The organism is Mycobacterium sp. NTMscope_MAC_269 (assembly GCF_976985695.1).
In genome coordinates this window covers 3842301-3866091 of sequence record NZ_OZ335668.1, presented here as the reverse complement: position 1 = coordinate 3866091, position 23791 = coordinate 3842301, and the positions used below count along the sequence as shown (strand labels likewise).

The following is a 23791-nucleotide window of genomic DNA, read 5'->3' as shown; positions in this document are numbered from 1 at the left end:
ATTGACCCGCCGGCGTGGCACTCTGTGGTCGTGGCCCAGATCTCCTCGGCGATCACCCCCGCCCAGCCCGCGGAGCTCTACCCCGGGGATATCAAGTCTGTCCTGCTGACGGCGGAGCAAATTCAGGCCCGAATCGCCGAACTCGGCCGCGAAATCGGGGAGAGCTACCGCGACGCGGCGAGCGAGACCGGCCAGGACCTGCTGCTGATCACGGTGCTCAAGGGCGCAGTGATCTTTGTCACCGACCTGGCCCGCGCGATCCCCGTGCCGACGCAGTTCGAATTCATGGCCGTCAGCTCGTACGGCTCGTCGACGTCCTCATCGGGCGTGGTGCGGATCCTCAAGGACCTGGACCGCGACATTCAGGGTCGCGATGTGCTGATCGTCGAGGACGTCGTCGACTCGGGCCTGACCCTGTCGTGGCTGCTGCGCAACCTCAAAACGCGGCATCCGCGGTCCCTGGGGGTGTGCACGCTGTTGCGCAAGCCGGACGCGAAGGGCGCCCACGTCGACATCGCCTACGTGGGCTTCGACATCCCGAACGACTTCGTCGTCGGCTACGGCCTCGACTACGACGAGCGCTACCGCGACCTGTCCTACATCGGCACCCTGGACCCCAGGGTCTATCAGCAGTAGCTCGCGGCGATCGCAAGCGCGGCGAAGCCGGGCGCGGCGGGTCGCCGCCATCCGGCCGGGTCAGTCCAGCTCCCACACCGCGGTGACCGAGAAGTTGACGGTCTGCTGGCCGGGCTCGAGCGGGACCATCGACGGCATGGCGCGCGGCGCCCCGACCGGCGGGGGGTTGCCGGTGGCCTCCGAGATGGACAGCACCCGGCCCAGCCGGAGCCCGGACAGCTGGGCGTATTGCTCGGCGCGGCTCTTGGCATCGTTGAACGCCCGCGCACGGGCATCCTTGACCAGCTGCGAATCGTCGGCGATGGAATAGCGGACCGACCTGATCCGGGTGGCGTCACCGCCCGTGCCGACGATGAGGGCCAGCAGCCGCGACGCGGCGTCGGGCGGATAGATCTTGACGGCGACGGCGTTGGTGGCCTGGTAGCCGGTGATCGTGGCCGTGCCGTTGGGTCCGGGGTTGGTGTATTGCGGCGCCAGCGTGACCTCGGTGGTGCTGATGTCCTTGCGGTCGATGCCGGCGCCCACCAGCGCGTTGATGACCGCCTGCTGACGGTCGTTGGTCTGGTTCATCGCGGTCGTGACGTCGGGGGCAGTGAACTCGATGCCGACGTCGGCGGTCAGCGTGTCCGGGACTCCTTGCACCTGCCCGGTCCCCACAACCGTTACCTGCCGGGGGTTCGCCCCGGGCTGCGACGGGCTGTGCTCGTCGCACGCCGACGCCGCCGCGACGGTCAGGCAAGCCGCGGCCACCGCGATCGATCGGCGGACAAAACTTGAGGCGTTGGTGGTGACCGGCATGCCTGGCACCCTAGCCGCCGGACCCCCGTCCGTGTGATTGATTGCTATGGCGGCGAGCCGCGGCATCGTCGACCCTGTGGGAGGGGCTGCGCTGGCGACGGTCGCGTCAGCAATGCGAATGATCCTGTGCGAGAGTCCGTTTAATCTCGCACCGCGACGACCCCGAGCAGGGTGGCGATCACCCGCGAGGGGCGGGAGCGTGATGCGAAGATCGAGCCGGGATTCTGGGACGCGTCAAAAGGGTGGATCGTCGGGCAAGGGCTGGAAGGCCGGTACGTCGGGCACCCAATCCGGCGGCAACTCTTCCGGCTCCCGGGGATCGTTCACCCAGGTGCAGTACGGGCTGGTGCTCGGTGTTCCCTTAAAGAGGAAAAGCATGTCGCGCATATGGTTTCGGAATTTACGTGCTTCGATTTCGTCTTTGCGGTCCTGTTCTAGCCGCCGCCGGGCTTCGTTGATCGGCCGCTGATCGCGATTGTGTTTGCGCGCCTGTGTGATTCGCGAGCTTCGTTGTTGCGATCGGCTACGTCGTTTGGGCACCGGCACCGGCACCGCGCACGCCGGACCGCGTGGCTGGGGAAACAGATCGGTGCCCGCAGGGGAGGTCCGATACGTCCTACCGGTCGGTGACGTCCAGATCACGGTGCCGTCAGCCAATTGTTCATCGCGCCATCCGCCGAAGGTCTTCAGCCGATGATGTTGGCGGCACAGGCATTTGAGGTTTTCCGCTACGGTCCGGCCACCGGCCGCCGGATCCTGGTGGTTGAACGGAACGGTGTGGTCGAGATCGCAGACCATCGCCGGCCGGCTGCACCCGGGGAAGCGGCAGGTCAAATCGCGGCACCGGACGGCGCGTTCCAGCGCCGCCGACGGTTGGTAACGCAACGCCTCGACCGGACTCGTCACCGGATTGGCGACGAGTAACGATGCGGCGGCGGCCAATTGGCGCACCTGTTCTGCGTCGATGACGCCGTAGCCCTCCAGGTAGCCGGGCTCGGTGCCCTCGGCATAGACGGTTTGCTCGCCGGCCACCACGTTGATGACCACCTGCGCGCCGGCTCGATCACGATCGGGGTCGTGGCCGCGCGCGCGGGCGGGACAGTCCGGTTGCCCACAGCCGCAGGCCAAACCGCGGTTCGCGGCGAGCGCGGCCAACGCATCGGCGCGGCGCTGGTCCATCGTCCGGGGGTCGGCGGGGCATACCTGCTTGGCGAGCTGCGAGAGCCGGCGGTCGAAGGCGGTCGCGGCCGTCGCGGCGACCGAGCCATTGATCTCGGCCATCCCGTTGGATGAGGCGGTGATCGCGATGTGACGTTCGTTCTCGGCCTCAAGGCGCCGTTCGCGGACAGCGTCGGGGTCGGTGGCGCGTACGGAGGCGTCGACGGCGTTGACGATGCGCTGCCTCGACCAGCCGTGCCAGTTACCGATCCGCGCGGCGAGCGATTCGTCGAGCCTGGCGATCAGCTCCCCGTTGGTGACCAGGTCGGTGCGGGTGATGATCAGGCGGACGGTGCGCCAGTCCGTTCTGCCCTCGGCCAGCAGGGCCGCAATCCTGGGCAGCCGGGTATCGAGCACCTCGGCGTGCGACACCAGGTAGCTGGCGCCCATCGGGGAGAGGTTCATCGCGGCGGCGACCTCGGCGGCGGTCTGCTCGAAACCGTCGATCGCCGCGTATTCTTGCTCGCGCCGCTCAGCGGTGGCCACACGATGCCGGAGCAGGGCCGCTACCGCCGCCAGGCGACGTGCCACCAGCATCGATTCCTCCCGATGCGTGGATTCGATCACCGCTACCAGAGCGGGGGGATCCTGAGGCATGTCGAACATACGTTCGATGATAGACGGACCCTACGACAGCTGTCAGGGCGTGACGAGGACCTTGCAGTGCCGCTCGGGGTCGGCCAGGTCGTCGAATGCCGCGCCGACCGCATCCAGGCCCACCTCGCCGGTGATCAGCGGGCTGACGTCGATGTCGCCCTCCGCCAGCGCGCGCAGCGAGTCGCCGAACTCGTCGGGGGTGTAGGCGAGCACGAATTGCACGTTGATCTCTTTGGCGATCGCGAAGAACGGATGCACGGTGTCGGGTTGCATGCACACCCCGGCGACCACCAGGCGGGTGCCCGGCCGTGCCCGGAGCAGCACGTCATCGATGATGCCCGGCACCCCGACGGCCTCGAACACCACCGCGGGCTTGACCGTGTCGAAAGGCGAGCCCTGCGCCGGATCCAGCGTCTGGTGCGCTCCCATTGCGGTGGCCAGCTCCCGTCGCTTCGGCGAAAAGTCGGATGCCACAATGGTTTCGATTCCGTTGGAGCGGAGGGCGGCGACGATGGCGATGCCGATCGGGCCGCAGCCCAGCACCAGGGCCGTCTCACCGGGTGCGATGTTGGACTTGTTGACGGCGTGCAATCCCACCGCCATGGGTTCGGTCAGCGCTGCGTGTTTGAAGTCCAGGCCGTTGGGGATGGGCAGCAGCAGCGGTGCCGAGAGCAGCATACGTTCGGAGTAGCCGCCGATTGTGCTGTTGCTGTACACAATTGGCTCGACACCCTTGGCGGACAACAGCACCGGCAGCGACGTGACCAGGGTTCCCGGTGGATGGGTCTCGGTGTCAGGGCCGGCTTCGAGGATCTCGGCGCTGAATTCGTGACCCATGAAGATGTCGTGGTCAAGGTCGACGTGCATGCCCCCAGTGCCACCCGCGGCACGAGCGGTCATTTCCAGCACCTGGGCGCCGTGGGCGGCGAAATGCAGGTCGGAGCCGCAGATTCCGCAGGCTCGCACCCCGACAAGTACCTGCCCGGTTTCGGGTATCGGGTCGGGCACGTCGTCGCGGTAGACCATGCGGCCGTCTCGCAACACCGAGGCGCGCATCAGTGCACCGCATCTTTCTGCTCGTCCACGTGCTCGGTGATGGCTTTGACCACGGCCTCGCCCGCCCGGCCGATCAACTGGTCACGTTTGCCTTTGGCCCACTCGTGGGATGCGCGGGACGCTTCGAGTTGACGCTTGAAATGGGGAATCACCTTGCGCGCCATCAGGTCATAGCAGCGGTGCGTCGCCTCCGGTGAGGCCCAGTCGTGTCCGAGCATCAGCAGGGTGCCGAATCCGCCAGAGCGGTCGAGCAGGTCTTCGATGTGGGCGATGGCGTCCTCGGGCGTGCCGATGCAGCAATTGCCCTTGGCGGCATAGTCGGCGACGAACTCGTGTGGCGTCTGGGTGCCTTCGACGCTGTTGGCCAGCGGGACGAACCCGGCGGCGCCGAAGTAATTCGCGAAATCCTGCAGCCCGTAGGTGCAATCGTCGATGGCCTGCTCGCGGCTGTCGGCGATGTGCATGATGCTCAGGACGCGCCAGTCGCCGCGGTCCGGCTCGTCCCGGCCGACCTTTGCAGCCTGTTCGCGGACCACGTCCCAGGTGGTTTCCAGCGCGGCGTAGCCACCCGGCACCGACATCGACAGCGACAGTAACGAGGTGCCCAGCGCGCCGGCAAGCCGCGGCCCCGAGGGAGAAATCATTGCCGCCGTGGAGATTTCGGGATAGGGCCAGGTGTAAGGCCGGATATGCAACTGGGCGTCACGCAGGGTGAACCAATCGGAGTGCCGGTCGATTCGTTCGGTGGGTGCGGCGCGGAACAGTGCCAGGATGGCCTCGAGGGATTCCTGCATCATGCGTCGCTGCTCGACGGGGTCGATGCCCATCATGTAGGCATCCGAGGGCAGCGCGCCGGGGCCGGTGCCGAACATGACCCGACCGCGGGTCAGATGATCCAGTAGCACCCAGCGGTCGGCGACCATCAGCGGATGGTGATAGGGCAGTGACACCACGCCCGTGCCCAGCCGGATGTGCTTGGTTCGTTCGGCCGCTGCGGCGATGAACACCTCCGGGCAGGCGATCAGCTCGTAGCCCCCGGAGTGGTGTTCGCCGAACCACGCTTCATCGAAGCCGAGCCGATCCAGCGCGACGACGCGTTCCATGTCGTATTCCAGTGCAACCGTTGGGGATTGACCGACGGGGTGAAACGGGGTGATAAAGACACCGAAACGCAGGGGCGCGCTCATCAAAGCTCCAATCCGTTGAGGAATTCCAGTAAGGCCGCATTCACCTCGTCGGGGCGCTCCTGCTGCAGCCAGTGCCCGGCGCCGTCGATCATCACCTGTTGGTATGGACCGGAAATCGCCTCGGCGGCGCGGTCGGCGCGGGTGAACGACAGGACCGGATCGGCCGTCCCGCCGATGAACAGACACGGAACCGAGATCTTGACGCCGTCGAGTTCGGGGGTGGTCTCCCAGTTGCGGTCGAAATTGCGGTACCAGTTCAGACCGCCGGTGAAGCCGGTCCGCGAGAATTCGGCGACGTAGTGGTCGAGCTCGTCCTGGCTTATCCAGTCCGGGAGCCCGTCGGGTTCGGCAAGGCGTTCGACGAATCCCTCGGGACCCGGCGCAACCATCCGCAGCCCTGCGGCCTTGTCATCGGATGTCCGTAAGCTGCCCATCATCCGTCGGATCACTTGCGCCGGATCGGCATTCAGCTCGGCGTCGGCCACGCCGGGCTCCTGAAAGTACAGGATGTAGAAGAAGTTCTCGCCGAACATTTTTCGCCAGGCCTGGGTGGGCGCCACGTGCGGGCGTGGCGTCACCGGCACGCTGAGCGCGGCGACGGCCGCGACCCTGTCGGGGTGCAGCAGCGGGGCGTTCCACACCACGGCTGCGCCCCAGTCGTGCCCGATCCACACGGCCCGCTCGGCGCCGACGTCGTCGAGCAGACCGACCAGATCTCCGGTCAACTGGTGAATGTCGTACGCCTCGACGGCATCCGGGCGATCCGAACCTCCGTACCCGCGCTGATCGGGTGCCAGCACGTGGTAGCCGGCTTGCGCGAGGACGTCGATCTGGTGGCGCCAGGAGTAGGCCAGTTCGGGAAAACCGTGAGCCAGGATCACCACGGGCGCGCCGCGGTCGCCCGCTTCAGTCACCCGCAGCCGCACACCATTGGTATCTACTAACCGTTGGGTTGGGGGCACCGTCTCACCAAAGCACAACGGTTGCGCACTGAGAAGGGCCTCTTTGACTCCGCGCAGCATAATTTGTGCATGCGATTGGACCACGTAGTTCTGTGGACGAAGGATCCGCGCGCGGCGATGGACTTCTACTCGCGGGTCGTCGGGCTGGCGCCGGTGCGGTTCGCCGAGTTCGAGGCCGCCGAGGCGCCGTTCCCGAGCGTGCGGGTGTCCGAGGACTCCATCATCGACCTGATGCCACTCGAGATGGCTTCCGGCGCGGCGTCCTCCGCGGTCGCCGAAGGAAGCGCCGGCCAACCCGTCAACCACGTCTGCCTTGCCCTGTCGAAGGCCGAATACGACGCGCTCGAGGCGCGCCTGCAGGCAGCCGGCGTGGACACCAGCGTGCGGCTGCACCACAGCTTCGGAGCGCGCGGATGGTCGCCGCACACGTACTACTTCGCCGATCCGGACGGCAATGTCATCGAGGCCCGCTACTACGAGTGAGGCGATCGGTTCGGGAACTGTCCGTCGTTAACTAAGCAGCCCCGGCTCTGCCGGAGCTGGCGATCGCCACAGGCGGTAGCCTGGACTTTTCCAGCTGCGTGTATATCGGGGAAGGACCTGGCCGGCAAGGCCGATGATTGATGAACCGGAAAAACGTTATTCGCACCGTCACGGCGATTGCTGTCGTGGTGCTGCTCGGCTGGTCATTCTTCTACTTCAGCGACGACACTCGCGGCTATAAGCCCGTCGACACGTCCGTGGCGATGTCCCAAATCAACGGCGACAACGTCAAAAGCGCACAGATCGACGATCGCGAACAGCAGCTGCGCCTGACCCTGAAGAAGGGCAATGGCGACACGGACAACTCCGACAAGGTCATCACCAAATATCCCAGCGGGTATGCGGTCGACCTGTTCAACGCGCTGACCGCCAAGAACGCGAAGGTCAGCACCGTCGTCAACCAGGGCAGCATTCTGGGCGAGCTGTTGGTGTACGTCCTGCCGCTGCTGTTGTTGGTGGGGCTGTTCGTGATGTTCTCCCGCATGCAGGGCGGCGCCCGGATGGGCTTCGGATTCGGCAAATCGCGCGCCAAACAGCTCTCTAAGGACATGCCCAAGACCACGTTCGCCGACGTCGCCGGCGTCGACGAGGCGGTCGAAGAGCTCTACGAGATCAAGGACTTCCTGCAGAATCCCGGTCGCTATCAGGCGCTGGGCGCCAAGATCCCCAGGGGCGTGCTGCTCTACGGTCCGCCCGGCACCGGTAAGACCCTGCTTGCCAGGGCGGTGGCCGGCGAGGCCGGCGTCCCGTTCTTCACCATTTCGGGCTCCGACTTCGTCGAGATGTTCGTCGGCGTCGGCGCGTCACGGGTACGAGACCTGTTCGACCAGGCCAAACAGAACAATCCGTGCATCATCTTCGTCGACGAGATCGACGCGGTAGGCCGCCAGCGCGGCGCGGGCCTGGGCGGCGGGCACGACGAGCGCGAGCAAACGCTGAACCAGTTGCTGGTCGAAATGGACGGGTTCGACCCGCGGGCGGGCGTCATTCTGATCGCGGCCACCAACCGGCCGGACATTCTGGACCCGGCGCTGCTGCGCCCCGGCCGTTTCGACCGGCAGATCCCGGTGTCCAACCCGGATCTCGCCGGCCGCAAAGCGGTACTGGAGGTGCACTCCAAGGGCAAGCCGATCGGTCCGGACGCCGACCTCGCCGGGCTGGCCAAGCGGACCGTCGGCATGACCGGCGCCGACCTGGCCAACGTCATCAACGAGGCCGCGCTGCTCACCGCCCGCGAGAACGGCACGGTCATCACCAGCGCCGCCCTGGAGGAAGCGGTGGACCGGGTGATCGGCGGCCCGCGCCGCAAGGGCCGCATCATCAGCGAGCAGGAAAAGAAGATCACCGCCTATCACGAAGGCGGCCACACCCTGGCGGCCTGGGCGATGCCCGACATCGAGCCGATCTACAAGGTGACGATCCTGGCGCGCGGCCGCACCGGCGGGCACGCGGTGGCGGTGCCCGAGGAGGACAAGGGCCTGCGGACCCGCTCGGAGATGATCGCGCAGTTGGTGTTCGCCATGGGCGGACGCGCCGCCGAGGAGTTGGTGTTTCGCGAGCCCACGACCGGCGCTGTGTCCGACATCGAACAGGCCACCAAGATCGCGCGCGCCATGGTCACCGAGTTCGGAATGAGCTCCAAACTCGGTGCAGTCAAATACGGTTCGGAACACGGCGACCCGTTCCTGGGCCGCACCATGGGAACACAGGCCGACTATTCGCACGAGGTCGCCCGCGACATCGACGACGAGATCCGCAAGCTGATCGAGGCCGCCCACACCGAGGCGTGGGAAATCCTCACCGAATACCGCGACATCCTCGACACCCTGGCTGGCGAGTTGCTGGAAAAGGAAACCCTGCACCGAGCCGAGCTGGAAAGCATCTTCTCGGGCGTCGAAAAGCGCCCGCGCCTCACCATGTTCGACGATTTCGGGGGCCGCATCCCGTCGGACAAGCCGCCGATCAAAACCCCCGGCGAGCTGGCCATCGAGCGTGGCGAGCCCTGGCCGCCGCCCACCCCCGAGCCGGCCTTCAAGGCGGCCATCGCGCGGGCCAGCGAAGCGGCCCGGCTAGAGGCTGATCGAAACGCTAACGGCGGCAACGGTTCTCACGGTAGCCAGGGCAGCGGTAAGGGTGCGCCTAACGGGCCCACCCAACCCGACTACGGCGCGCCGGCCGGTTGGCGCGCGCCGGGATGGCCGCCGCAGCAATCGCAGCAGCCGCAGCAGCAGCCGAACTACTGGCACCCGCCGGCGCAGCCCGGGCAACAGCCCTATTGGCAGCAACCGGCGCCGAGTTACCCGGGCCCGCAGCCGTATCCCGGTCAGCAGGGCCATGCGGGCCACCAGCAGGGCTATCCGGGCGGGCCGGGTCGTTCCGGTCAGCAGGGTCAGGCGCAGCCGCCGTATCCGCCATATCCCCCGCCGGCCCAGCCCGCCCCGCAGGGTGGCTCGCCCGACCGGCAGGATGACGACGTAAGCCGGTCCAATCCGCCGGCCCACGGCTGAACAGACGGAGGATTCGATGGCACTGCCGGACACCGCGATGTCCCAGATGCGGATCTTCGACCAGGACCGTGCCGAGGCCGCGGTCCGCGAGTTGCTGTACGCGATCGGCGAAGACCCGGACCGGCACGGCCTGCGGGAAACGCCGGCCCGCGTCGCGCGCGCCTACCAGGAGATGTTCGCCGGGCTCTACACCGATCCGGACAGCGTGTTGAACACCATGTTCGACGAGGAGCACGACGAGCTGGTGCTGGTCAAGGAAATCCCGCTGTACTCCACGTGCGAACACCACCTGGTGTCGTTCCACGGGGTGGCCCACGTCGGCTATATCCCGGGCAACGACGGCCGGGTCACCGGACTGTCGAAGATCGCGCGACTGGTCGATCTCTACGCCAAACGACCCCAGGTGCAGGAGCGGCTCACCAGCCAAATCGCCGACGCCCTGGTGAAAAAGCTCAATCCGCGCGGGGTGATCGTCGTGGTCGAGGCGGAGCACCTGTGTATGGCGATGCGCGGTGTCCGCAAGCCCGGAGCTACCACGACGACCTCGGCGGTGCGAGGGTTGTTCAAAACCAACGCCGCTTCTCGAGCCGAAGCGCTCGATCTCATCCTGCGGAAGTGAGCCTGGCGCCTGTGCAGGTAATGGGAGTTCTGAACGTCACTGACGATTCGTTCTCCGACGGCGGCCGATATCTCGACCCCGACGAAGCCGTGGCACAGGGATTGGCGCTGGTGGCCGACGGCGCCGGCATCGTCGATGTCGGGGGAGAATCGACGCGTCCCGGCGCCACGCGCGTCGATCCCCGTGTCGAGACCTCCAGAGTCATACCCGTCGTCAAAGAGCTTGCTTCGCAAGGCATTACGGTGAGCATCGACACCATGCACGCCGATGTCGCGCGGGCGGCGCTGTGCAGCGGCGCGCGGATCGTCAACGACGTGTCCGGCGGCCGGGCCGATCCCGCCATGGCGCCGCTGCTGGCCGAGGCGAAAGTGCCTTGGGTGCTGATGCATTGGCGCTCCGTTTCGGCCGAGCGTCCGCACGCGGCGCCGAACTACCGCGACGTGGTCGCCGAGGTGCGCGCCGAGCTGCTTGCCAGCGTCGACGCCGCGGTGTCCGCCGGCGTCGATCCCGCTCAGCTGATGATCGATCCCGGGCTGGGATTCGCCAAGACGGGACAACACAATTGGGCGCTACTGCATGCGCTGCCACAATTGGTCGCCACGGGCATCCCGGTGCTCCTGGGTGCGTCGCGCAAACGCTTCCTCGGCACGTTGCTGGCCGGGCCCGACGGCTCCCCGCGGCCGCCCGACGGGCGGGAGACGGCGACCGCGGTGATCTCCGCGCTGGCCGCGCTGCACGGGGCCTGGGGGGTGCGGGTGCACGACGTGCGGGCCACGGTCGATGCGCTCAAGGTGGTCGGGGCGTGGTCGAATGGCTGATCGAATCGAGTTGCGCGGGTTGAAGGTTCGCGGACGACATGGTGTTTTCGACCACGAGCGCGCGAACGGGCAGGACTTCGTCGTCGATGTCACGGTGTGGATCGACCTGGCCTCCGCCGCCGCCACTGATGACCTGGCCGACACCTACGACTACGGGGCGCTGGCGCAGCTGGCGGCCGACGTCGTGGCGGGACCCGCGCGCAACCTGATCGAAACCGTCGGCGCCCAGATCGCCGACCGGGTGATGGACGACGAACGCGTGCACGCCGTCGAGGTGGCGGTGCACAAGCCGCAGGCGCCGATCCCGCAGGAGTTCGCCGACGTCTCGGTGGTGGTGCGGCGCTCGCGGCGCGGGGGCCGAGGTTCGGTGGTGCCGTTATGACGCGCGGTGACGACGATGATGCCGGCGTGGCCGGGATCGAGGAGTGGCGCCTATGACGCGCGGTGACGACGATGATCCCGGCGCGGCCGGGATCGAGGAGTGGCGCCTATGACCAGAGTGGTGCTTTCCATCGGCTCCAACCTGGGTGACCGGCTGGCGCGATTGCAGTCGGTCGTCGACGGGCTGGGGGACACGGTGCTCGCCGTGTCGCCGGTGTACGAGACCGACCCGTGGGGCCGGATGGATCAGGCGCCGTTCCTCAACGCGGTGCTGATCGCCGACGACCCGGCCTGCGACGGGCAGGGCTGGCTGGCCCGGGCGCAGGAGTTCGAGCGTGTGGCGGGCCGGGTCCGCGGCGAGCGATGGGGGCCGCGCACCCTCGACGTCGACCTCATCGCCTGCTACGGGCAAACCGAGGTGACCTCCCGGGAGAACAACCTGACGCTGCCGCACCCGCTGGCGCATCTGCGGGCCTTCGTGTTGATCCCGTGGCTGGCCGTCGACCCGGACGCACGACTGACGCTGGCCGGCGGACCGCAACCGGTCGCCGGCCTGCTCGCACAGCTGGAAGAGGCCGACCGCGAGGGTGTGCGGCTGACCGGCCTGACGCTGAGACCGGACGGCAAATCCCCCGTCGATCGGGGGCCCGACGCCTGATGGGACCCACCCGCAAGCGTGACCTCACGGCCGCGATGGTCGGCGCTGCCGTCGTGGGTTACCTACTGGTCAATGGCCTGTATCGGTGGTTTCCCCCGATCACGGTGTGGACCGGCCTGTCGCTGCTGGCGGTGGCCGTCGCCGAGGCGCTGTGGGCGCGTTATGTGCGCGCCAAGATCACCGAAGGCGAAATCGGCTCCGGTGCGGGCCGGTTGCATCCGCTCGCGGTGGCACGCAGCCTGGTAGTCGCCAAGGCGTCGGCATGGGTGGGCGCGTTGATGCTGGGCTGGTGGGTCGGGGTGCTGGTGTACTTCCTGCCGCGACGGTCCTGGCTGCGGGCCGCCGCCGAGGACACCTCCGGAGCGGTGGTGGCGGCCGTCAGCGCGCTGGCATTGGTGGTCGCCGCCCTGTGGCTGCAACATTGCTGCAAGTCCCCTTACGATCCGACCGAGCACGGCGAGGGCGCCGAAACCTAGCCGCCGGCGGATTCGCGGATCAACCCAGGTGAGAATCGCCGGAGTCGGGCGACACGCGGATTGACCTCGCGCAGGTACAGTCAGGCCATGACCGTTCTGTCCCGCGGCGCCCGGGTCCGGCGCGGCGGCCGCAGGCCGGGGTGGGTGCTCTTGACCGCGTTGCTGGTCCTCGCGATAGGTGCCAGTTCCGCATTGGTTTTCACCAATCGGGTGGAACTCCTCAAGCTCGCTGTAATCCTGGCGCTGTGGGCCGCAGTCGCCGGCGCCTTTGTTTCCGTGCTCTATCGCCGGCAAAGCGACGCCGACCAGGCCCGCGTGCGCGACCTCAAGCTGGTCTACGACCTCCAGCTCGACCGGGAGATCTCAGCCCGGCGCGAATACGAACTGACGGTGGAGTCGCAGCTGCGTCGCGAGCTGGCCTCCGAGCTGCGCGCACAGGCCGACGACGATCTGGCCGAGCTGCGCGCGGAACTGAGCGCATTGCGCACCAGCCTGGAAATCCTTTTCGACACCGACCTCGCGCATCGCCCGGCGCTCGGGACGGTCGAGTCCGAGCCGCAAGCGGAGCGCGCGTACAGCGAGTGGGATCGCAACGGGGAAGGCGCCCGCGACAACCCCGTCGATTGGGTGTCCAGCGACCGGGTCACGTCGGTGCCCCAGGACAACGCGCACGGCCGCACCGACGAGACGGCCATCATCGACGTGCCCGAAGAACCCCTGTTGCCGCCGCGTCAGCCGCCGTCACCCCGCCGGGAACGGGCCCGCTACCAGTACGAACCGGCCCAGGAACCCGCGTATCCGGCGCCGGAGCCCGCCTACCCCCCGCCGCCGCAGGCGCGGTTCGAACCGCGTCACCAGCCGCCGCCGCAACCGGAACCCGAGCCGCAGGCCCCGCCCGAGGCCGAGCCGCGACCCCAAACGCAGCCCCAGCCCGATCGGCAACGCCAGGAATGGCAGCCGGCAGCGGCGGAAGGGCAGTGGTTGCCGCCCGGGTCACCGGGCAGCAACTGGGCCGGTGCCGACGCCCCCGGGGAATCGACGGGAGGGCGGCGGCGCGCACGGCATTCGGGCGCCGACGAATCCCGCGACGAATCCCGCGAAGATTCCCCGGACGAAGCCTGGGACGGCCTGCCCGTCGAGCCGCTTCCCCCACCGCCCTACGCCGAGTCCGGCCGTCGGGCACGGTCGCGCCACTCGGCGGAATACCGCGACTACGGGGTCCGCAATTTTGCTCCCGGCGGCGAGCCGCCCGCGGCGCCGCCCACACCGCCCGCGCCCCCGGTGCACCAGGGTGCGCCCGCCGGCGCGCCCCCGCCGCCGCGGCTGGCGCCGCCGCCGGCACCGGAGCACGCGCCCCGGCACGGCGGTGAACCGCAACCGGAGGTCGCCGATTCCGGCGTCGAGACGGCCTCGACGGGCGGCCAGTCGGTGGCCGACCTGCTGGCCCGCCTGCAGGTGCAGCCCTCCGAAGGCGGTCGGCGCCGCAGACGTGAAGGCTGAGCTGGGAGCTTCCTCACATTGGGAAACGCCTGGTAATCGACTACAGTTTTAGTGACCGAACGGTACCCACCAGGTGGGACCGGAACGAACCAAGAAATCTGTGAGGTCGTCTGCGATGGTGCAGTTCGACGGTCTGCGCCCGGCCAGGCTCAAGGTGGGAATCATCTCTGCCGGCCGGGTGGGCACCGCGCTCGGTGTCGCGCTGGAGCGCGCGGACCACGTCGTGGTGGCGTGCAGCGCCATCTCCCATGCTTCGCGGCAGCGGGCCGGGCGCCGGCTGCCCGATACCCCGGTGGCGACCCCGCCGGACGTTGCCGCCGGCGCCGAACTGTTGCTGCTCGCGGTCCCCGACGGCGAACTCGCCGGCCTGGTATCCGGGCTTGCCGCGACGTCGGCCGTCCGGCCCGGAACCATCGTCGTCCACACGTCCGGCGCCAACGGGGTCGGCGTGTTGGCGCCGCTGGCCCACCAGGGCTGCATCCCGTTGGCGATCCATCCGGCCATGACGTTCACCGGCTCCGACGAAGACATCAGCAGGCTGCCGGACACCTGCTTCGGCATCACGGCGGCCGACGAGGTCGGATACGCGATCGGCCAGTCGCTCGTCTTGGAGATGGGCGGAGAACCGTTCTGCGTGGCTGAGGACGCCCGCGTCCTCTACCACGCGGCGCTGGCCCACGCGGGCAACCACATCGTGACCGTGCTCGCCGACGCGCTGGAGGCGCTGCGCGCCGCCCTGCACGGCAGCGAACTGCTCGGCCAACAGTCCGTCGACGACCAGCCCGGCGGCATCGCCGAACGCATCGTCGGTCCGCTGGCCCGGGCGGCGCTGGAGAACACGCTGCAACGCGGGCAAGCCGCGCTTACCGGTCCGGTCGCCCGCGGCGACGCCGCCGCGGTTGCCGGGCATCTGGCGGCGCTGGCACAGGTCGGACCCGAACTGGCGCAGGCGTATCGGACGAACGCGCTGCGGACGGCCCAGCGCGCGCACGCCCCCCAAGACGTCGTCGAGGTGCTGGCGCGATGACCCGCGGCAAGCCCCCGGCCTTCAAGGCGGGCGAACTCAACCTGTACCCGAACCCGCGCGACGTCACCGACGTCAGCCGCGCGCTGCGCCACACCGGACGCCGGGTGATGCTGGTGCCCACCATGGGCGCGCTGCACGACGGCCATCTGGCCTTGGTGCGTGCGGCCAAGCGGGTGCCCGGATCGGTGATCGTGGTCTCGATCTTCGTCAACCCGCTGCAGTTCGGCGCCAACGAGGATCTCGACGCCTATCCCCGGACCATGGACGACGACCTTGCGTTACTGCGCGAAGAGGGCGTCGAAATCGTCTTCGCCCCAACGGCCACGGCGATGTATCCCGATGGCTTGCGCACCACGGTGCAGCCCGGACCGCTGGCCGCCGAACTCGAGGGCAACCACCGGCCCACCCATTTCGCCGGGGTCCTCACCGTCGTGTGCAAGCTGCTGCAGATCGTGCGTCCGGACCGAATTTTCTTCGGCGAGAAGGACTATCAGCAGCTGGTAATGATCCGCCAGATGGTCACCGACCTCAACATCGACGCCCAGGTCGTCGGGGTGCCGACCGTCCGCGAGGCCGACGGCCTGGCGATGTCGTCGCGCAACCGCTACCTGGACCCCACGCAACGCGAACTGGCCGTGACGCTTTCGGCCGCGCTGACCGCCGCCGCCCATGCCGCGCACCACGGCGGTGCGGCCGCGCTGGGCGCGGCGCGCGCGGTGCTCGACGCCGTTCCCGCGCTCACGGTGGACTACCTCGAGTTGCGTGACGGCGGGCTCGGGCCGCCGCCCGCGCACGGCTCGGCGCGGCTGCTGGTTGCGGCCCGGCTGGGCGCCACCAGGCTGCTGGACAACATCGAAATGCAGATCGAAACACCCGCCGGCACCTCTGGGCCGGACGGTAATCACGAATACGCCCAATCACCTTGGAGGAATTGATGCTACGGACGATGCTCAGGTCCAAGATCCACCGGGCCACCGTCACGCAGGCCGACCTGCACTACGTCGGCTCGGTGACCATCGATGCCGATCTGATGGACGCCGCGGACCTGCTCGAGGGCGAACAGGTGACCATCGTCGACATCGACAACGGCGCCCGGCTCGTCACCTACGCCATCACTGGCGAGCGCGGCAGCGGCGTGATCGGGATCAACGGCGCGGCAGCACATCTCGTCCACCCGGGTGATCTGGTGATCCTGATCTCGTACGGGACCATGGAGGAGGCGGAGGCGCGGACCTATCAGCCGCGGATCGTCTTCGTCGACGCCGACAACAAGCCGGTCGACCTCGGCCACGACCCGGCGTTCGTGCCCGAAGACGCGGCCGAGCTGCTGGATCCCCGGATCGTTGCGCGGTAGCCGTGCTGCTGGCGATCGACGTCCGTAACACCCACACCGTCGTCGGGTTGATCTCGGGCGCCAAGGAGCACGCAAACGTCGTGCAGCAGTGGCGGATTCGCACCGAATCAGAGATCACCGCGGACGAGTTGGCGCTGACCATCGACGGATTGATCGGCGACGATTCGGAGCGGCTCACCGGCGCCGCCGCGCTGTCGACCGTCCCCTCGGTGCTGCACGAGGTGCGGCTCATGCTCGACCAGTACTGGCCGTCGGTGCCCCACGTGCTGATCGAGCCCGGGGTGCGCACCGGCATCCCGCTGCTGGTGGACAATCCCAAAGAGGTGGGCGCCGACCGAATCGTCAACTGCCTGGCGGCCTTTCACAAGTTCGGCAAGGCCGCCATCGTCATCGACTTCGGATCCTCGATCTGCGTGGACGTCGTGTCGGCCAAGGGTGAATTCCTCGGCGGCGCGATCGCGCCCGGGCTGCAGGTTTCCTCCGATGCCGCTGCGGCCCGCTCGGCCGCGCTGCGCCGCGTCGAGTTGACCCGGCCCCGTTCGGTGATCGGCAAGAACACCGTCGAATGCATGCAGGCCGGGGCGGTGTTCGGATTCGCCGGGCTGGTCGACGGCCTGGTCGGACGCATCCGTGAGGACGTGGACGGGTTCGCCGGCGACGACGTCGCGATCGTGGCCACCGGACACACGGCGCCCCTGCTGCTGCCCGAGCTGCAAACCGTCACCCACCACGAACAGCACCTGACCCTGCACGGCCTGCGGCTGGTCTTCGAACGCAACCGCGACGCCCAGCGCGGCCGGCTGAAGACGGCCCGGTAGGACGCCCGCCGGTCCAACCGGCCGCGCGAGTTGATTTAAGCTGGCACGTCGTGAGTGCCGACGACCTAGATATTCCCGAGCAGTACCGGATCCGCCGGGACAAGCGCGCTCGGCTGCTCGCCGAGGGGCGCGACCCCTACCCGGTTGCCATCGATCGCACCCACACGCTGGCGCAGGTCCGCGCCGCCCACCCCGACCTGCCGGTCGACACCGCCACCGACGACCTCGTCGGCGTCGCCGGCCGGGTGATCTTCGCCCGCAACTCGGGAAAGCTCTGCTTCGCCACGCTGCAGGAGGGCGACGGCACCACCCTGCAGGTGATGGTCAGCCTCGACAAGGTGGGCCAGGAATCCCTCGACGCGTGGAAGGCCGATGTCGATCTGGGCGACATCGTCTACGTGCACGGCAACGTGATCAGCTCGCGGCGCGGCGAATTGTCCGTGCTGGCCGATTCGTGGCGAATGGCGTCCAAGTCGTTGCGTCCGCTGCCCGTCGCGCACAAGGAGATGAGTGAAGAAGCGCGGGTGCGGCAGCGCTACGTCGACCTGATCGTCCGCCCGCAGGCGCGCGCGGTGGCCAGGCAGCGAATCGCGGTCATCCGCGCCATCCGCAACGCATTGGAACGGCGCGGCTTTCTCGAAGTCGAAACCCCAATGTTGCAGACGCTGGCCGGCGGCGCGGCCGCGCGGCCGTTCATCACACATTCCAATGCGCTGGACATCGATCTCTACCTGAGGATCGCACCGGAACTGTTCCTCAAGCGCTGTGTCGTCGGTGGTTTCGACAGAGTTTTCGAACTAAATCGCGTGTTTCGAAACGAAGGTGCGGATTCCACGCATTCTCCCGAATTTTCCATGCTGGAGACCTACCAGGCGTACGGAACGTATGACGATTCGGCGGTAGTCACGCGCGAGCTTATTCAAGAGGTCGCCGACGAGGCGATCGGAACCAGACAACTACCGCTGCCCGACGGCAGTGTCTACGACATAGACGGAGAATGGGCTTCTATAGAAATGTACCCGTCGCTGTCGGCGGCGCTCGGTGAAGAGATCACGCCGGAGGCGACGGTGGAAACGCTGCTCGGCATCGCTGATCGGCTCGGTGTCGAGATTCCGCGCGACCGCGGCTACGGACACGGAAAGATCGTCGAGGAGTTGTGGGAGCACACGGTGGGCAACTCGCTCGTCGCACCCACGTTCGTGCGGGACTTCCCGGTCGAGACAACACCTTTGACGCGTCAGCACCGCAGCATTGCGGGCGTCACCGAGAAGTGGGATCTGTATGTGCGCGGGGTCGAACTGGCCACCGGTTACTCGGAGTTGAACGATCCGGTCGTGCAGCGCGAGAGGTTCGCCGCCCAGGCGCGTGCGGCGGCCGCCGGCGACGACGAGGCGATGGCGCTCGATGAAGATTTTCTTGCCGCACTCGAGTATGCGATGCCGCCATGTACCGGAACCGGAATGGGTATCGACCGGTTGTTGATGACTTTGACTGGACTGTCAATTCGGGAGACAGTTTTGTTCCCCATTGTTCGGCCGCACTCGTAGTCGAAAAGCTCAACCCTGCAGCGTCCGTACAGATTGAGTATGCTGCGTTGTTATGGCAGATTGGTGACCGGGGAGGTCGTTCGAATCTGCTCAGCAACCGCTCAGGACGAAATGCGAGGGTAAGCCAATGGCAAAAAAAGTGACCGTCACCTTGGTCGATGATTTCGACGGTGCCGGCGCAGCCGACGAAACGGTCGAATTCGGGCTTGACGGGGTGACCTATGAGATTGATCTTTCGTCCAAGAATGCCGCGAAACTTCGCGGAGATCTGAAGCAATGGGTGGAAGCCGGTCGCCGCGTCGGCGGTCGCCGGCGCGGCCGTTCCGGGTCGGGACGGGGCCGCGGCGCCATCGACCGTGAGCAGAGCGCAGCGATCCGCGAATGGGCCCGCCGCAACGGGCACAACGTGTCGACGCGCGGCCGCATCCCGGCCGACGTCATCGACGCATTCCACGCGGCAACCTGACCGTCTTCAAACCGGCGTCCGGGTCCCAGGCCCGGGCGCCGGTTTGTCGTTTCGCTCGGCGCGAAATGATGGTGGGGCGTGCCGGGAAACGAATTGGGACTTCGCAACGTTTCTTGTCCATACGGCGCGTAACGCCGCAGGCGGTGGCAGGTGAGATTGGGGCTTCAAGGACCTAGTTGCGTCCGCAGCGAACGAGGCCGCACAAGGTTAGGCCCGCTGGCAAGCCGACCATTACAGTGGATGGCAGGTACGCGATTCCGGCCACAGGGGACCGGCAGGGTTGCTAGAAGGGCCGCTTACTAGTTTGTACCGATGTTGAGGGAGAGCAGGTAACCCGATGTTTGAAAGATTCACCGACCGTGCACGGCGGGTCGTCGTCCTGGCGCAAGAAGAGGCCCGGATGCTCAACCACAACTACATCGGCACCGAGCACATCCTGCTGGGTTTGATTCACGAGGGCGAAGGCGTCGCGGCGAAGTCGCTGGAGTCGCTGGGCATCTCGCTCGAGGGCGTCCGCAGCCAGGTCGAGGAGATCATCGGCCAGGGCCAGCAGGCGCCGTCGGGCCACATCCCGTTCACCCCGCGCGCCAAGAAGGTTCTCGAGCTGAGCCTGCGCGAGGCGCTGCAGCTCGGCCACAACTACATCGGCACCGAGCACATCCTGCTGGGCCTGATCCGTGAGGGTGAGGGCGTGGCGGCGCAGGTGCTGGTGAAGCTGGGCGCGGAGCTGACCCGGGTGCGCCAGCAGGTCATCCAGCTGCTGAGCGGCTACCAGGGCAAGGAGGCCGCCGAGGCGGGCACCGGTGGCCGTGGCGGCGAGTCCGGCTCACCCTCTACCTCGTTGGTGCTCGACCAGTTCGGCCGCAACCTGACCGCCGCCGCGATGGAAGGCAAGCTGGACCCGGTCATCGGCCGCGAGAAGGAAATCGAGCGGGTGATGCAGGTGCTGAGCCGGCGCACCAAGAACAACCCGGTGCTGATCGGCGAGCCCGGCGTCGGCAAGACCGCCGTCGTCGAGGGCCTGGCCCAAGCCATCGTGCACGGCGAGGTCCCCGAAACGCTCAAGGACAAGCAGCTCTACACCTTGGACCTGGGCTCGCTGGTCGCGGGCTCGCGCTACCGCGGTGATTTCGAGGAGCGCCTGAAGAAGGTGCTCAAGGAGATCAACACCCGCGGCGACATCATCCTGTTCATCGACGAGCTGCACACCCTGGTGGGTGCCGGCGCCGCCGAGGGCGCGATCGATGCCGCGTCGATCCTCAAGCCCAAGCTGGCCCGCGGCGAGCTGCAGACGATCGGCGCCACGACGCTCGACGAGTACCGCAAGTACATCGAGAAGGACGCCGCCCTGGAGCGCCGCTTCCAGCCGGTGCAGGTCGGGGAGCCGACGGTGGAGCACACCATCGAGATCCTCAAGGGTCTGCGCGACCGCTACGAGGCGCACCACCGGGTCTCGATCACCGACCCGGCGCTGGTCGCGGCCGCCACCCTGGCCGACCGCTACATCAACGACCGGTTCCTGCCCGACAAGGCGATCGACCTGATCGACGAGGCGGGTGCCAGGATGCGCATCCGGCGGATGACCGCGCCGCCAGACCTGCGCGAGTTCGACGAGAAGATCGCCGACGCGCGCCGGGAGAAGGAATCGGCGATCGACGCCCAGGACTTCGAGAAGGCGGCCAGCCTGCGCGATCGGGAGAAGCAGCTGGTGGCCCAGCGCGCCGAGCGCGAAAAGCAGTGGCGCTCCGGCGATCTCGACGTGGTCGCTGAGGTGGACGACGAGCAGATCGCCGAGGTGCTGGGCAACTGGACCGGCATCCCGGTGTTCAAGCTCACCGAAGCCGAGACCACCCGGTTGCTGCGCATGGAGGACGAGCTGCACAAGCGGATCATCGGCCAGGAGGACGCCGTCAAGGCCGTCTCCAAGGCGATCCGCCGCACCCGCGCCGGGCTGAAAGATCCTAAGCGCCCGTCGGGTTCGTTCATCTTCGCCGGCCCGTCCGGTGTCGGTAAGACCGAGCTGTCCAAGGCGCTGGCCAACTTCCTGTTCGGCGACGACGACGCGCTCATCCAGATCGACATGGGCGAGTTCCACGACCGGTTCACCGCGTCGCGGTTGTTCGGCGCCCCGCCGGGATACGTCGGCTACGAGGAGGGCGGCCAGCTCACCGAGAAGGTGCGCCGCAAGCCGTTCTCCGTGGTGCTGTTCGACGAGATCGAGAAGGCGCACCAGGAGATCTACAACAGCCTGTTGCAGGTCCTCGAGGACGGCCGGCTCACCGACGGCCAGGGCCGCACGGTGGACTTCAAGAACACCGTGCTGATCTTCACCTCGAACCTCGGCACGTCGGACATCTCCAAGCCGGTCGGCCTGGGCTTCACCCAGGGTGGTGGTGAGAACAACTACGAGCGGATGAAGCAGAAGGTCAACGACGAGCTGAAGAAGCACTTCCGCCCGGAGTTCCTCAACCGCATCGACGACATCATCGTCTTCCACCAGCTGACCCGCGACGAGATCATCCGGATGGTCGACCTCATGATCGCCCGGGTCGCGGGCCAGCTCAAGAGCAAGGACATGGCCCTCGAGCTGACCGACAAGGCCAAGGCATTGCTGGCCAAGCGGGGCTTCGACCCCGTGCTGGGCGCCCGTCCGCTGCGGCGCACCATCCAGCGCGAGATCGAGGACCAGCTGTCGGAGAAGATCCTTTTCGAGGAGGTCGGCCCGGGACAGGTCGTCACGGTCGACGTGGACAACTGGGACGGCGAAAGCGCCGGCGAGGACGCGGCGTTCACCTTCACCGGCACCCGCAAGCCGCCGGCCGAGCCGGACCTGGCCAAGGCGGGGGCGCACGCCGCGCCGCCGGGGCCGGACGCGCAGTAGCGATCAGCAGAAACGGGCGGAACCGTCTCGATCTCGGGACTACCGCCCGTTTTCGCTGCGCCCTACACTGGCCACTGTCCTGACGTGTCACGGAATCTGGTGAAAATCCAGAACGGTCGCGCCACTGTCTAAAGTCAGACCCGAGGCTCGTCATCACCAACGGGGGCGCGTTATCCCCAGAAGGAGTCGATTGTGTCCCACCCGCAGCTAACTGGCGGCCGCACCCGTTCGCTTGACCTGTCGGCCGCGAGCGCCGCGCTGTGGTTGGCCGCGACGGTCTTTCTCGCATTGTTGGCGCTGTACTTCGTCGGCGTCGACCAGGGGGCGGTGTCGCTGTTCGGCAGCGATTCGCATGTGCACGAGTTCGTGCACGACGCGCGCCATCTCCTCGGCTTCCCCTGCCATTAACTCGGTCTCGTGGAAAAGCGCCTGATCGGGGGCGGTCTGCTGGCGGGCGCCATCGGCGCGGTGCTGGCGTTCGTATTCGCCCGCCTGTGTGCCGAGCCCGTCATCGCCCGCGCGATCGCTTTCGAGGACGGTCGCTTCGACGCCGAGAACGCGCACGGCGTGCATGAGCACGGCGCCGAGCTGTTCACCCGCGGCGTGCAGGCCGGCGCCGGGCTGGGATTCGGTGTGCTGATCTTCGGCCTCGCCATGGGCGCGTTGTTCGCTGTGCTGTTCAGCGTCGTCTATGCACGCGAGGAAGACGCGCGGCCGCGGGTGCTTTCGTTGCTGCTGGCCGCCGCGGCGTTCTGGGTGGTCTACGGGGCGCCGTTCCTGAAGTATCCGCCGAACCCGCCGGCGGTCGGCCAGTCCGACACGATCGGCGCGCGCACCGGCTGGTACCTGGTGATGGTGCTGGCGTCCGCGGTCTTGGCGATCGGCGCGGTATGGCTGGCGCGCCGGCTCACCGCCCGGTTCGGCATCGGGAACGCGAGGCTACTGGCGGCCGGGTCCTATCTGGTGGCGATCGTCGTGGTGACGGTGCTGCTGCCGAGCTTCGATGAGACGCCGGGGCCGCTGCGCGACGCATCGGGCACCATCATCTATCCGGGTTTTCCCGCCGACGTCCTCTACGAGTTCAGGCTGGTGTCGCTGGCGACTCAACTGGTGCTGTGGGCGAGCATCGGTCTGGTCTTCTCGATGGTGGCCTCCCGGCTGTTGAGTGAGCGCGCCCCGAGCACCGCGGCGTGACGCCGGTCCTCCGGCTGACGCTCGTATCGCATGCGATGACCGATGCGATGGCGGCCGGGCGGTTTCCGGACGACGAGCCGCTCAACGGAATCGGTCGCCGGCAGGCCGAAGCCGTAGCCGGCGAGATCGCCAGTGGGGCACGACATTTCGTCGGCCCCGAACGGAGGACCCAGGAGACGGCGGAACTGCTGGGCCTGGACCCGGTGACGGACCCGCGCCTGGCGGATCTCGACTGCGGACGGTGGCGCGGCCAAGCGCTCACCGCTCTGAAATCCGGAGAACTCGACGCGTGGCTCAGCGATCCCAGCCGGGCACCGCACGGCGGTGAGACGATCACCGAACTCATCGACCGGGTAGCCGGATGGCTGAGGTCGTTGACCGACAACGCATTACCCGCGGTGGCGGTGACCCACCCCGCGGTGGTCCGAGCGGCGATCCTGGCGGCGCTGGACATCGCGCCGGCCACGTTCTGGCGCATCGACGTCGCGCCGGCCGGCCGCGTCGTCATGCATCTGCGCGCCGGACGCTGGACGCTGCGGTTGTGAGAG

General features: G+C 67.8%; 23 protein-coding genes and 1 pseudogene. 19 read left to right on the top strand and 5 right to left on the bottom strand.

Going from position 1 to position 23791, the window contains the following annotated elements:
- Positions 1 to 24 precede the first annotated feature (24 nt).
- Positions 25 to 636 carry a hypoxanthine phosphoribosyltransferase gene (gene hpt / locus ACZ50Z_RS18185; RefSeq protein WP_464484793.1) on the top strand — a complete coding sequence of 204 codons (612 nt, stop codon included), beginning with the start codon at positions 25 to 27 and terminating at the stop codon, positions 634 to 636.
- A 60-nt stretch (positions 637 to 696) separates the two neighbouring features.
- Here hpt and ACZ50Z_RS18180 read toward each other — a convergent pair whose 3' ends face one another.
- The 5 genes from ACZ50Z_RS18180 to ACZ50Z_RS18160 all read right to left on the bottom strand — a co-directional run bounded on the left by ACZ50Z_RS18180 (position 697) and on the right by ACZ50Z_RS18160 (position 6472).
- A complete protein-coding gene (locus ACZ50Z_RS18180) occupies positions 697 to 1434 on the bottom strand; it encodes an SIMPL domain-containing protein (RefSeq protein ID WP_464484792.1) in 738 nt (245 codons plus the stop codon).
- Positions 1435 to 1668: 234 nt separating this feature from the next.
- Entirely contained in the window at positions 1669 to 3258 is a 1590-nt protein-coding gene (locus ACZ50Z_RS18175) for an HNH endonuclease signature motif containing protein (protein ID WP_464484791.1), read from the bottom strand.
- Positions 3259 to 3291: 33 nt separating this feature from the next.
- Entirely contained in the window at positions 3292 to 4305 is a 1014-nt protein-coding gene (locus tag ACZ50Z_RS18170) for a zinc-binding dehydrogenase (RefSeq protein ID WP_464484790.1), read from the bottom strand.
- Positions 4305 to 5492: an LLM class flavin-dependent oxidoreductase gene (locus ACZ50Z_RS18165; protein ID WP_083019052.1), complete on the bottom strand. Its 1188-nt coding sequence runs from the start codon at positions 5490 to 5492 to the stop codon at positions 4305 to 4307. Before ACZ50Z_RS18165 ends, ACZ50Z_RS18170 begins: the two co-directional genes overlap by 1 nt.
- Positions 5492 to 6472, bottom strand: a complete 981-nt coding sequence (locus tag ACZ50Z_RS18160; protein ID WP_464486296.1) for an alpha/beta fold hydrolase — start codon at positions 6470 to 6472, stop codon at positions 5492 to 5494. Before ACZ50Z_RS18160 ends, ACZ50Z_RS18165 begins: the two co-directional genes overlap by 1 nt.
- A 51-nt stretch (positions 6473 to 6523) precedes the next feature.
- On the opposite strand from ACZ50Z_RS18160, the gene ACZ50Z_RS18155 reads away from it, so the two are divergent.
- The 18 genes and pseudogenes from ACZ50Z_RS18155 (at position 6524) to ACZ50Z_RS18070 (ending at position 23788) form a co-directional block, all read left to right on the top strand.
- On the top strand, positions 6524 to 6937 hold the full coding sequence (locus tag ACZ50Z_RS18155) for a VOC family protein (RefSeq protein WP_464484789.1): 414 nt from the start codon (positions 6524 to 6526) through the stop codon (positions 6935 to 6937).
- Between the two features lie 140 nt (positions 6938 to 7077).
- Positions 7078 to 9504 carry an ATP-dependent zinc metalloprotease FtsH gene (gene ftsH / locus ACZ50Z_RS18150; RefSeq protein WP_464484788.1) on the top strand — a complete coding sequence of 809 codons (2427 nt, stop codon included), beginning with the start codon at positions 7078 to 7080 and terminating at the stop codon, positions 9502 to 9504.
- Positions 9505 to 9520: 16 nt separating this feature from the next.
- Complete coding sequence (folE, locus tag ACZ50Z_RS18145) at positions 9521 to 10123, top strand: GTP cyclohydrolase I FolE (protein ID WP_464484787.1); 603 nt, start codon at positions 9521 to 9523, stop codon at positions 10121 to 10123.
- Positions 10120 to 10960: pseudogene (gene folP, locus ACZ50Z_RS18140) on the top strand (dihydropteroate synthase); the annotation flags it as partial. The gene folE and the pseudogene folP, both read left to right, overlap by 4 nt.
- Positions 10952 to 11323 carry a dihydroneopterin aldolase gene (folB, locus tag ACZ50Z_RS18135; protein ID WP_464486295.1) on the top strand — a complete coding sequence of 124 codons (372 nt, stop codon included), beginning with the start codon at positions 10952 to 10954 and terminating at the stop codon, positions 11321 to 11323. The pseudogene folP and the gene folB, both read left to right, overlap by 9 nt.
- Before the next feature lie 108 nt (positions 11324 to 11431).
- The gene (gene folK / locus ACZ50Z_RS18130) at positions 11432 to 11980 is read left to right on the top strand and encodes a 2-amino-4-hydroxy-6-hydroxymethyldihydropteridine diphosphokinase (protein ID WP_464484786.1); all 549 of its coding nucleotides are present in this window, start codon (positions 11432 to 11434) and stop codon (positions 11978 to 11980) included.
- A complete protein-coding gene (locus ACZ50Z_RS18125; protein WP_464484785.1) occupies positions 11980 to 12456 on the top strand; it encodes a DUF3180 domain-containing protein in 477 nt (158 codons plus the stop codon). The genes folK and ACZ50Z_RS18125 overlap by 1 nt, the downstream gene beginning before the upstream one ends.
- An 87-nt stretch (positions 12457 to 12543) precedes the next feature.
- Positions 12544 to 13956, top strand: a complete 1413-nt coding sequence (locus ACZ50Z_RS18120; RefSeq protein ID WP_464484784.1) for a DUF6779 domain-containing protein — start codon at positions 12544 to 12546, stop codon at positions 13954 to 13956.
- Between the two features lie 115 nt (positions 13957 to 14071).
- Positions 14072 to 14983: a Rossmann-like and DUF2520 domain-containing protein gene (locus tag ACZ50Z_RS18115; RefSeq protein ID WP_464484783.1), complete on the top strand. Its 912-nt coding sequence runs from the start codon at positions 14072 to 14074 to the stop codon at positions 14981 to 14983.
- On the top strand, positions 14980 to 15918 hold the full coding sequence (panC, locus tag ACZ50Z_RS18110; protein WP_464484782.1) for a pantoate--beta-alanine ligase: 939 nt from the start codon (positions 14980 to 14982) through the stop codon (positions 15916 to 15918). The genes ACZ50Z_RS18115 and panC overlap by 4 nt, the downstream gene beginning before the upstream one ends.
- Positions 15918 to 16337, top strand: coding sequence for an aspartate 1-decarboxylase (gene panD / locus ACZ50Z_RS18105; protein WP_464484781.1), 420 nt, complete (start codon positions 15918 to 15920; stop codon positions 16335 to 16337). Before panC ends, panD begins: the two co-directional genes overlap by 1 nt.
- Before the next feature lie 2 nt (positions 16338 to 16339).
- Positions 16340 to 17155, top strand: coding sequence for a type III pantothenate kinase (locus ACZ50Z_RS18100; protein ID WP_464484780.1), 816 nt, complete (start codon positions 16340 to 16342; stop codon positions 17153 to 17155).
- Between the two features lie 50 nt (positions 17156 to 17205).
- Positions 17206 to 18702: a lysine--tRNA ligase gene (lysS, locus tag ACZ50Z_RS18095; protein WP_464484779.1), complete on the top strand. Its 1497-nt coding sequence runs from the start codon at positions 17206 to 17208 to the stop codon at positions 18700 to 18702.
- Positions 18703 to 18829: 127 nt separating this feature from the next.
- Positions 18830 to 19168, top strand: coding sequence for a histone-like nucleoid-structuring protein Lsr2 (lsr2, locus tag ACZ50Z_RS18090; RefSeq protein WP_008263502.1), 339 nt, complete (start codon positions 18830 to 18832; stop codon positions 19166 to 19168).
- A gap of 337 nt (positions 19169 to 19505) precedes the next feature.
- Entirely contained in the window at positions 19506 to 22049 is a 2544-nt protein-coding gene (gene clpC1 / locus ACZ50Z_RS18085) for an ATP-dependent protease ATP-binding subunit ClpC (protein ID WP_464484778.1), read from the top strand.
- Between the two features lie 192 nt (positions 22050 to 22241).
- Positions 22242 to 22457 carry a CbtB domain-containing protein gene (locus ACZ50Z_RS18080; RefSeq protein ID WP_464484777.1) on the top strand — a complete coding sequence of 72 codons (216 nt, stop codon included), beginning with the start codon at positions 22242 to 22244 and terminating at the stop codon, positions 22455 to 22457.
- 9 nt (positions 22458 to 22466) lie between these two features.
- A complete protein-coding gene (locus ACZ50Z_RS18075) occupies positions 22467 to 23243 on the top strand; it encodes a CbtA family protein (protein WP_464484776.1) in 777 nt (258 codons plus the stop codon).
- The gene (locus tag ACZ50Z_RS18070) at positions 23240 to 23788 is read left to right on the top strand and encodes a histidine phosphatase family protein (protein WP_464484775.1); all 549 of its coding nucleotides are present in this window, start codon (positions 23240 to 23242) and stop codon (positions 23786 to 23788) included. The genes ACZ50Z_RS18075 and ACZ50Z_RS18070 overlap by 4 nt, the downstream gene beginning before the upstream one ends.
- Positions 23789 to 23791 lie beyond the last annotated feature (3 nt).

Excerpts from the sequence above, each read along its gene's own strand:
- folK (WP_464484786.1), top strand. The coding sequence starts at position 11,432 with ATGACCAGAGTGGTGCTTTCCATCGGCTCCAACCTGGGTGACCGGCTG.
- folE (WP_464484787.1), top strand. The coding sequence starts at position 9,521 with ATGGCACTGCCGGACACCGCGATGTCCCAGATGCGGATCTTCGACCAG.
- ACZ50Z_RS18115 (WP_464484783.1), top strand. The coding sequence starts at position 14,072 with ATGGTGCAGTTCGACGGTCTGCGCCCGGCCAGGCTCAAGGTGGGAATC.
- ACZ50Z_RS18125 (WP_464484785.1), top strand. The coding sequence starts at position 11,980 with ATGGGACCCACCCGCAAGCGTGACCTCACGGCCGCGATGGTCGGCGCT.
- ACZ50Z_RS18170 (WP_464484790.1), bottom strand. The coding sequence starts at position 4,305 with ATGCGCGCCTCGGTGTTGCGAGACGGCCGCATGGTCTACCGCGACGAC.
- ACZ50Z_RS18155 (WP_464484789.1), top strand. The coding sequence starts at position 6,524 with ATGCGATTGGACCACGTAGTTCTGTGGACGAAGGATCCGCGCGCGGCG.
- ACZ50Z_RS18175 (WP_464484791.1), bottom strand. The coding sequence starts at position 3,258 with ATGTTCGACATGCCTCAGGATCCCCCCGCTCTGGTAGCGGTGATCGAA.
- ACZ50Z_RS18120 (WP_464484784.1), top strand. The coding sequence starts at position 12,544 with ATGACCGTTCTGTCCCGCGGCGCCCGGGTCCGGCGCGGCGGCCGCAGG.
- ACZ50Z_RS18165 (WP_083019052.1), bottom strand. The coding sequence starts at position 5,492 with ATGAGCGCGCCCCTGCGTTTCGGTGTCTTTATCACCCCGTTTCACCCC.
- ftsH (WP_464484788.1), top strand. The coding sequence starts at position 7,078 with ATGAACCGGAAAAACGTTATTCGCACCGTCACGGCGATTGCTGTCGTG.
- panD (WP_464484781.1), top strand. The coding sequence starts at position 15,918 with ATGCTACGGACGATGCTCAGGTCCAAGATCCACCGGGCCACCGTCACG.
- lsr2 (WP_008263502.1), top strand. The coding sequence starts at position 18,830 with ATGGCAAAAAAAGTGACCGTCACCTTGGTCGATGATTTCGACGGTGCC.
- panC (WP_464484782.1), top strand. The coding sequence starts at position 14,980 with ATGACCCGCGGCAAGCCCCCGGCCTTCAAGGCGGGCGAACTCAACCTG.
- clpC1 (WP_464484778.1), top strand. The coding sequence starts at position 19,506 with ATGTTTGAAAGATTCACCGACCGTGCACGGCGGGTCGTCGTCCTGGCG.
- ACZ50Z_RS18180 (WP_464484792.1), bottom strand. The coding sequence starts at position 1,434 with ATGCCGGTCACCACCAACGCCTCAAGTTTTGTCCGCCGATCGATCGCG.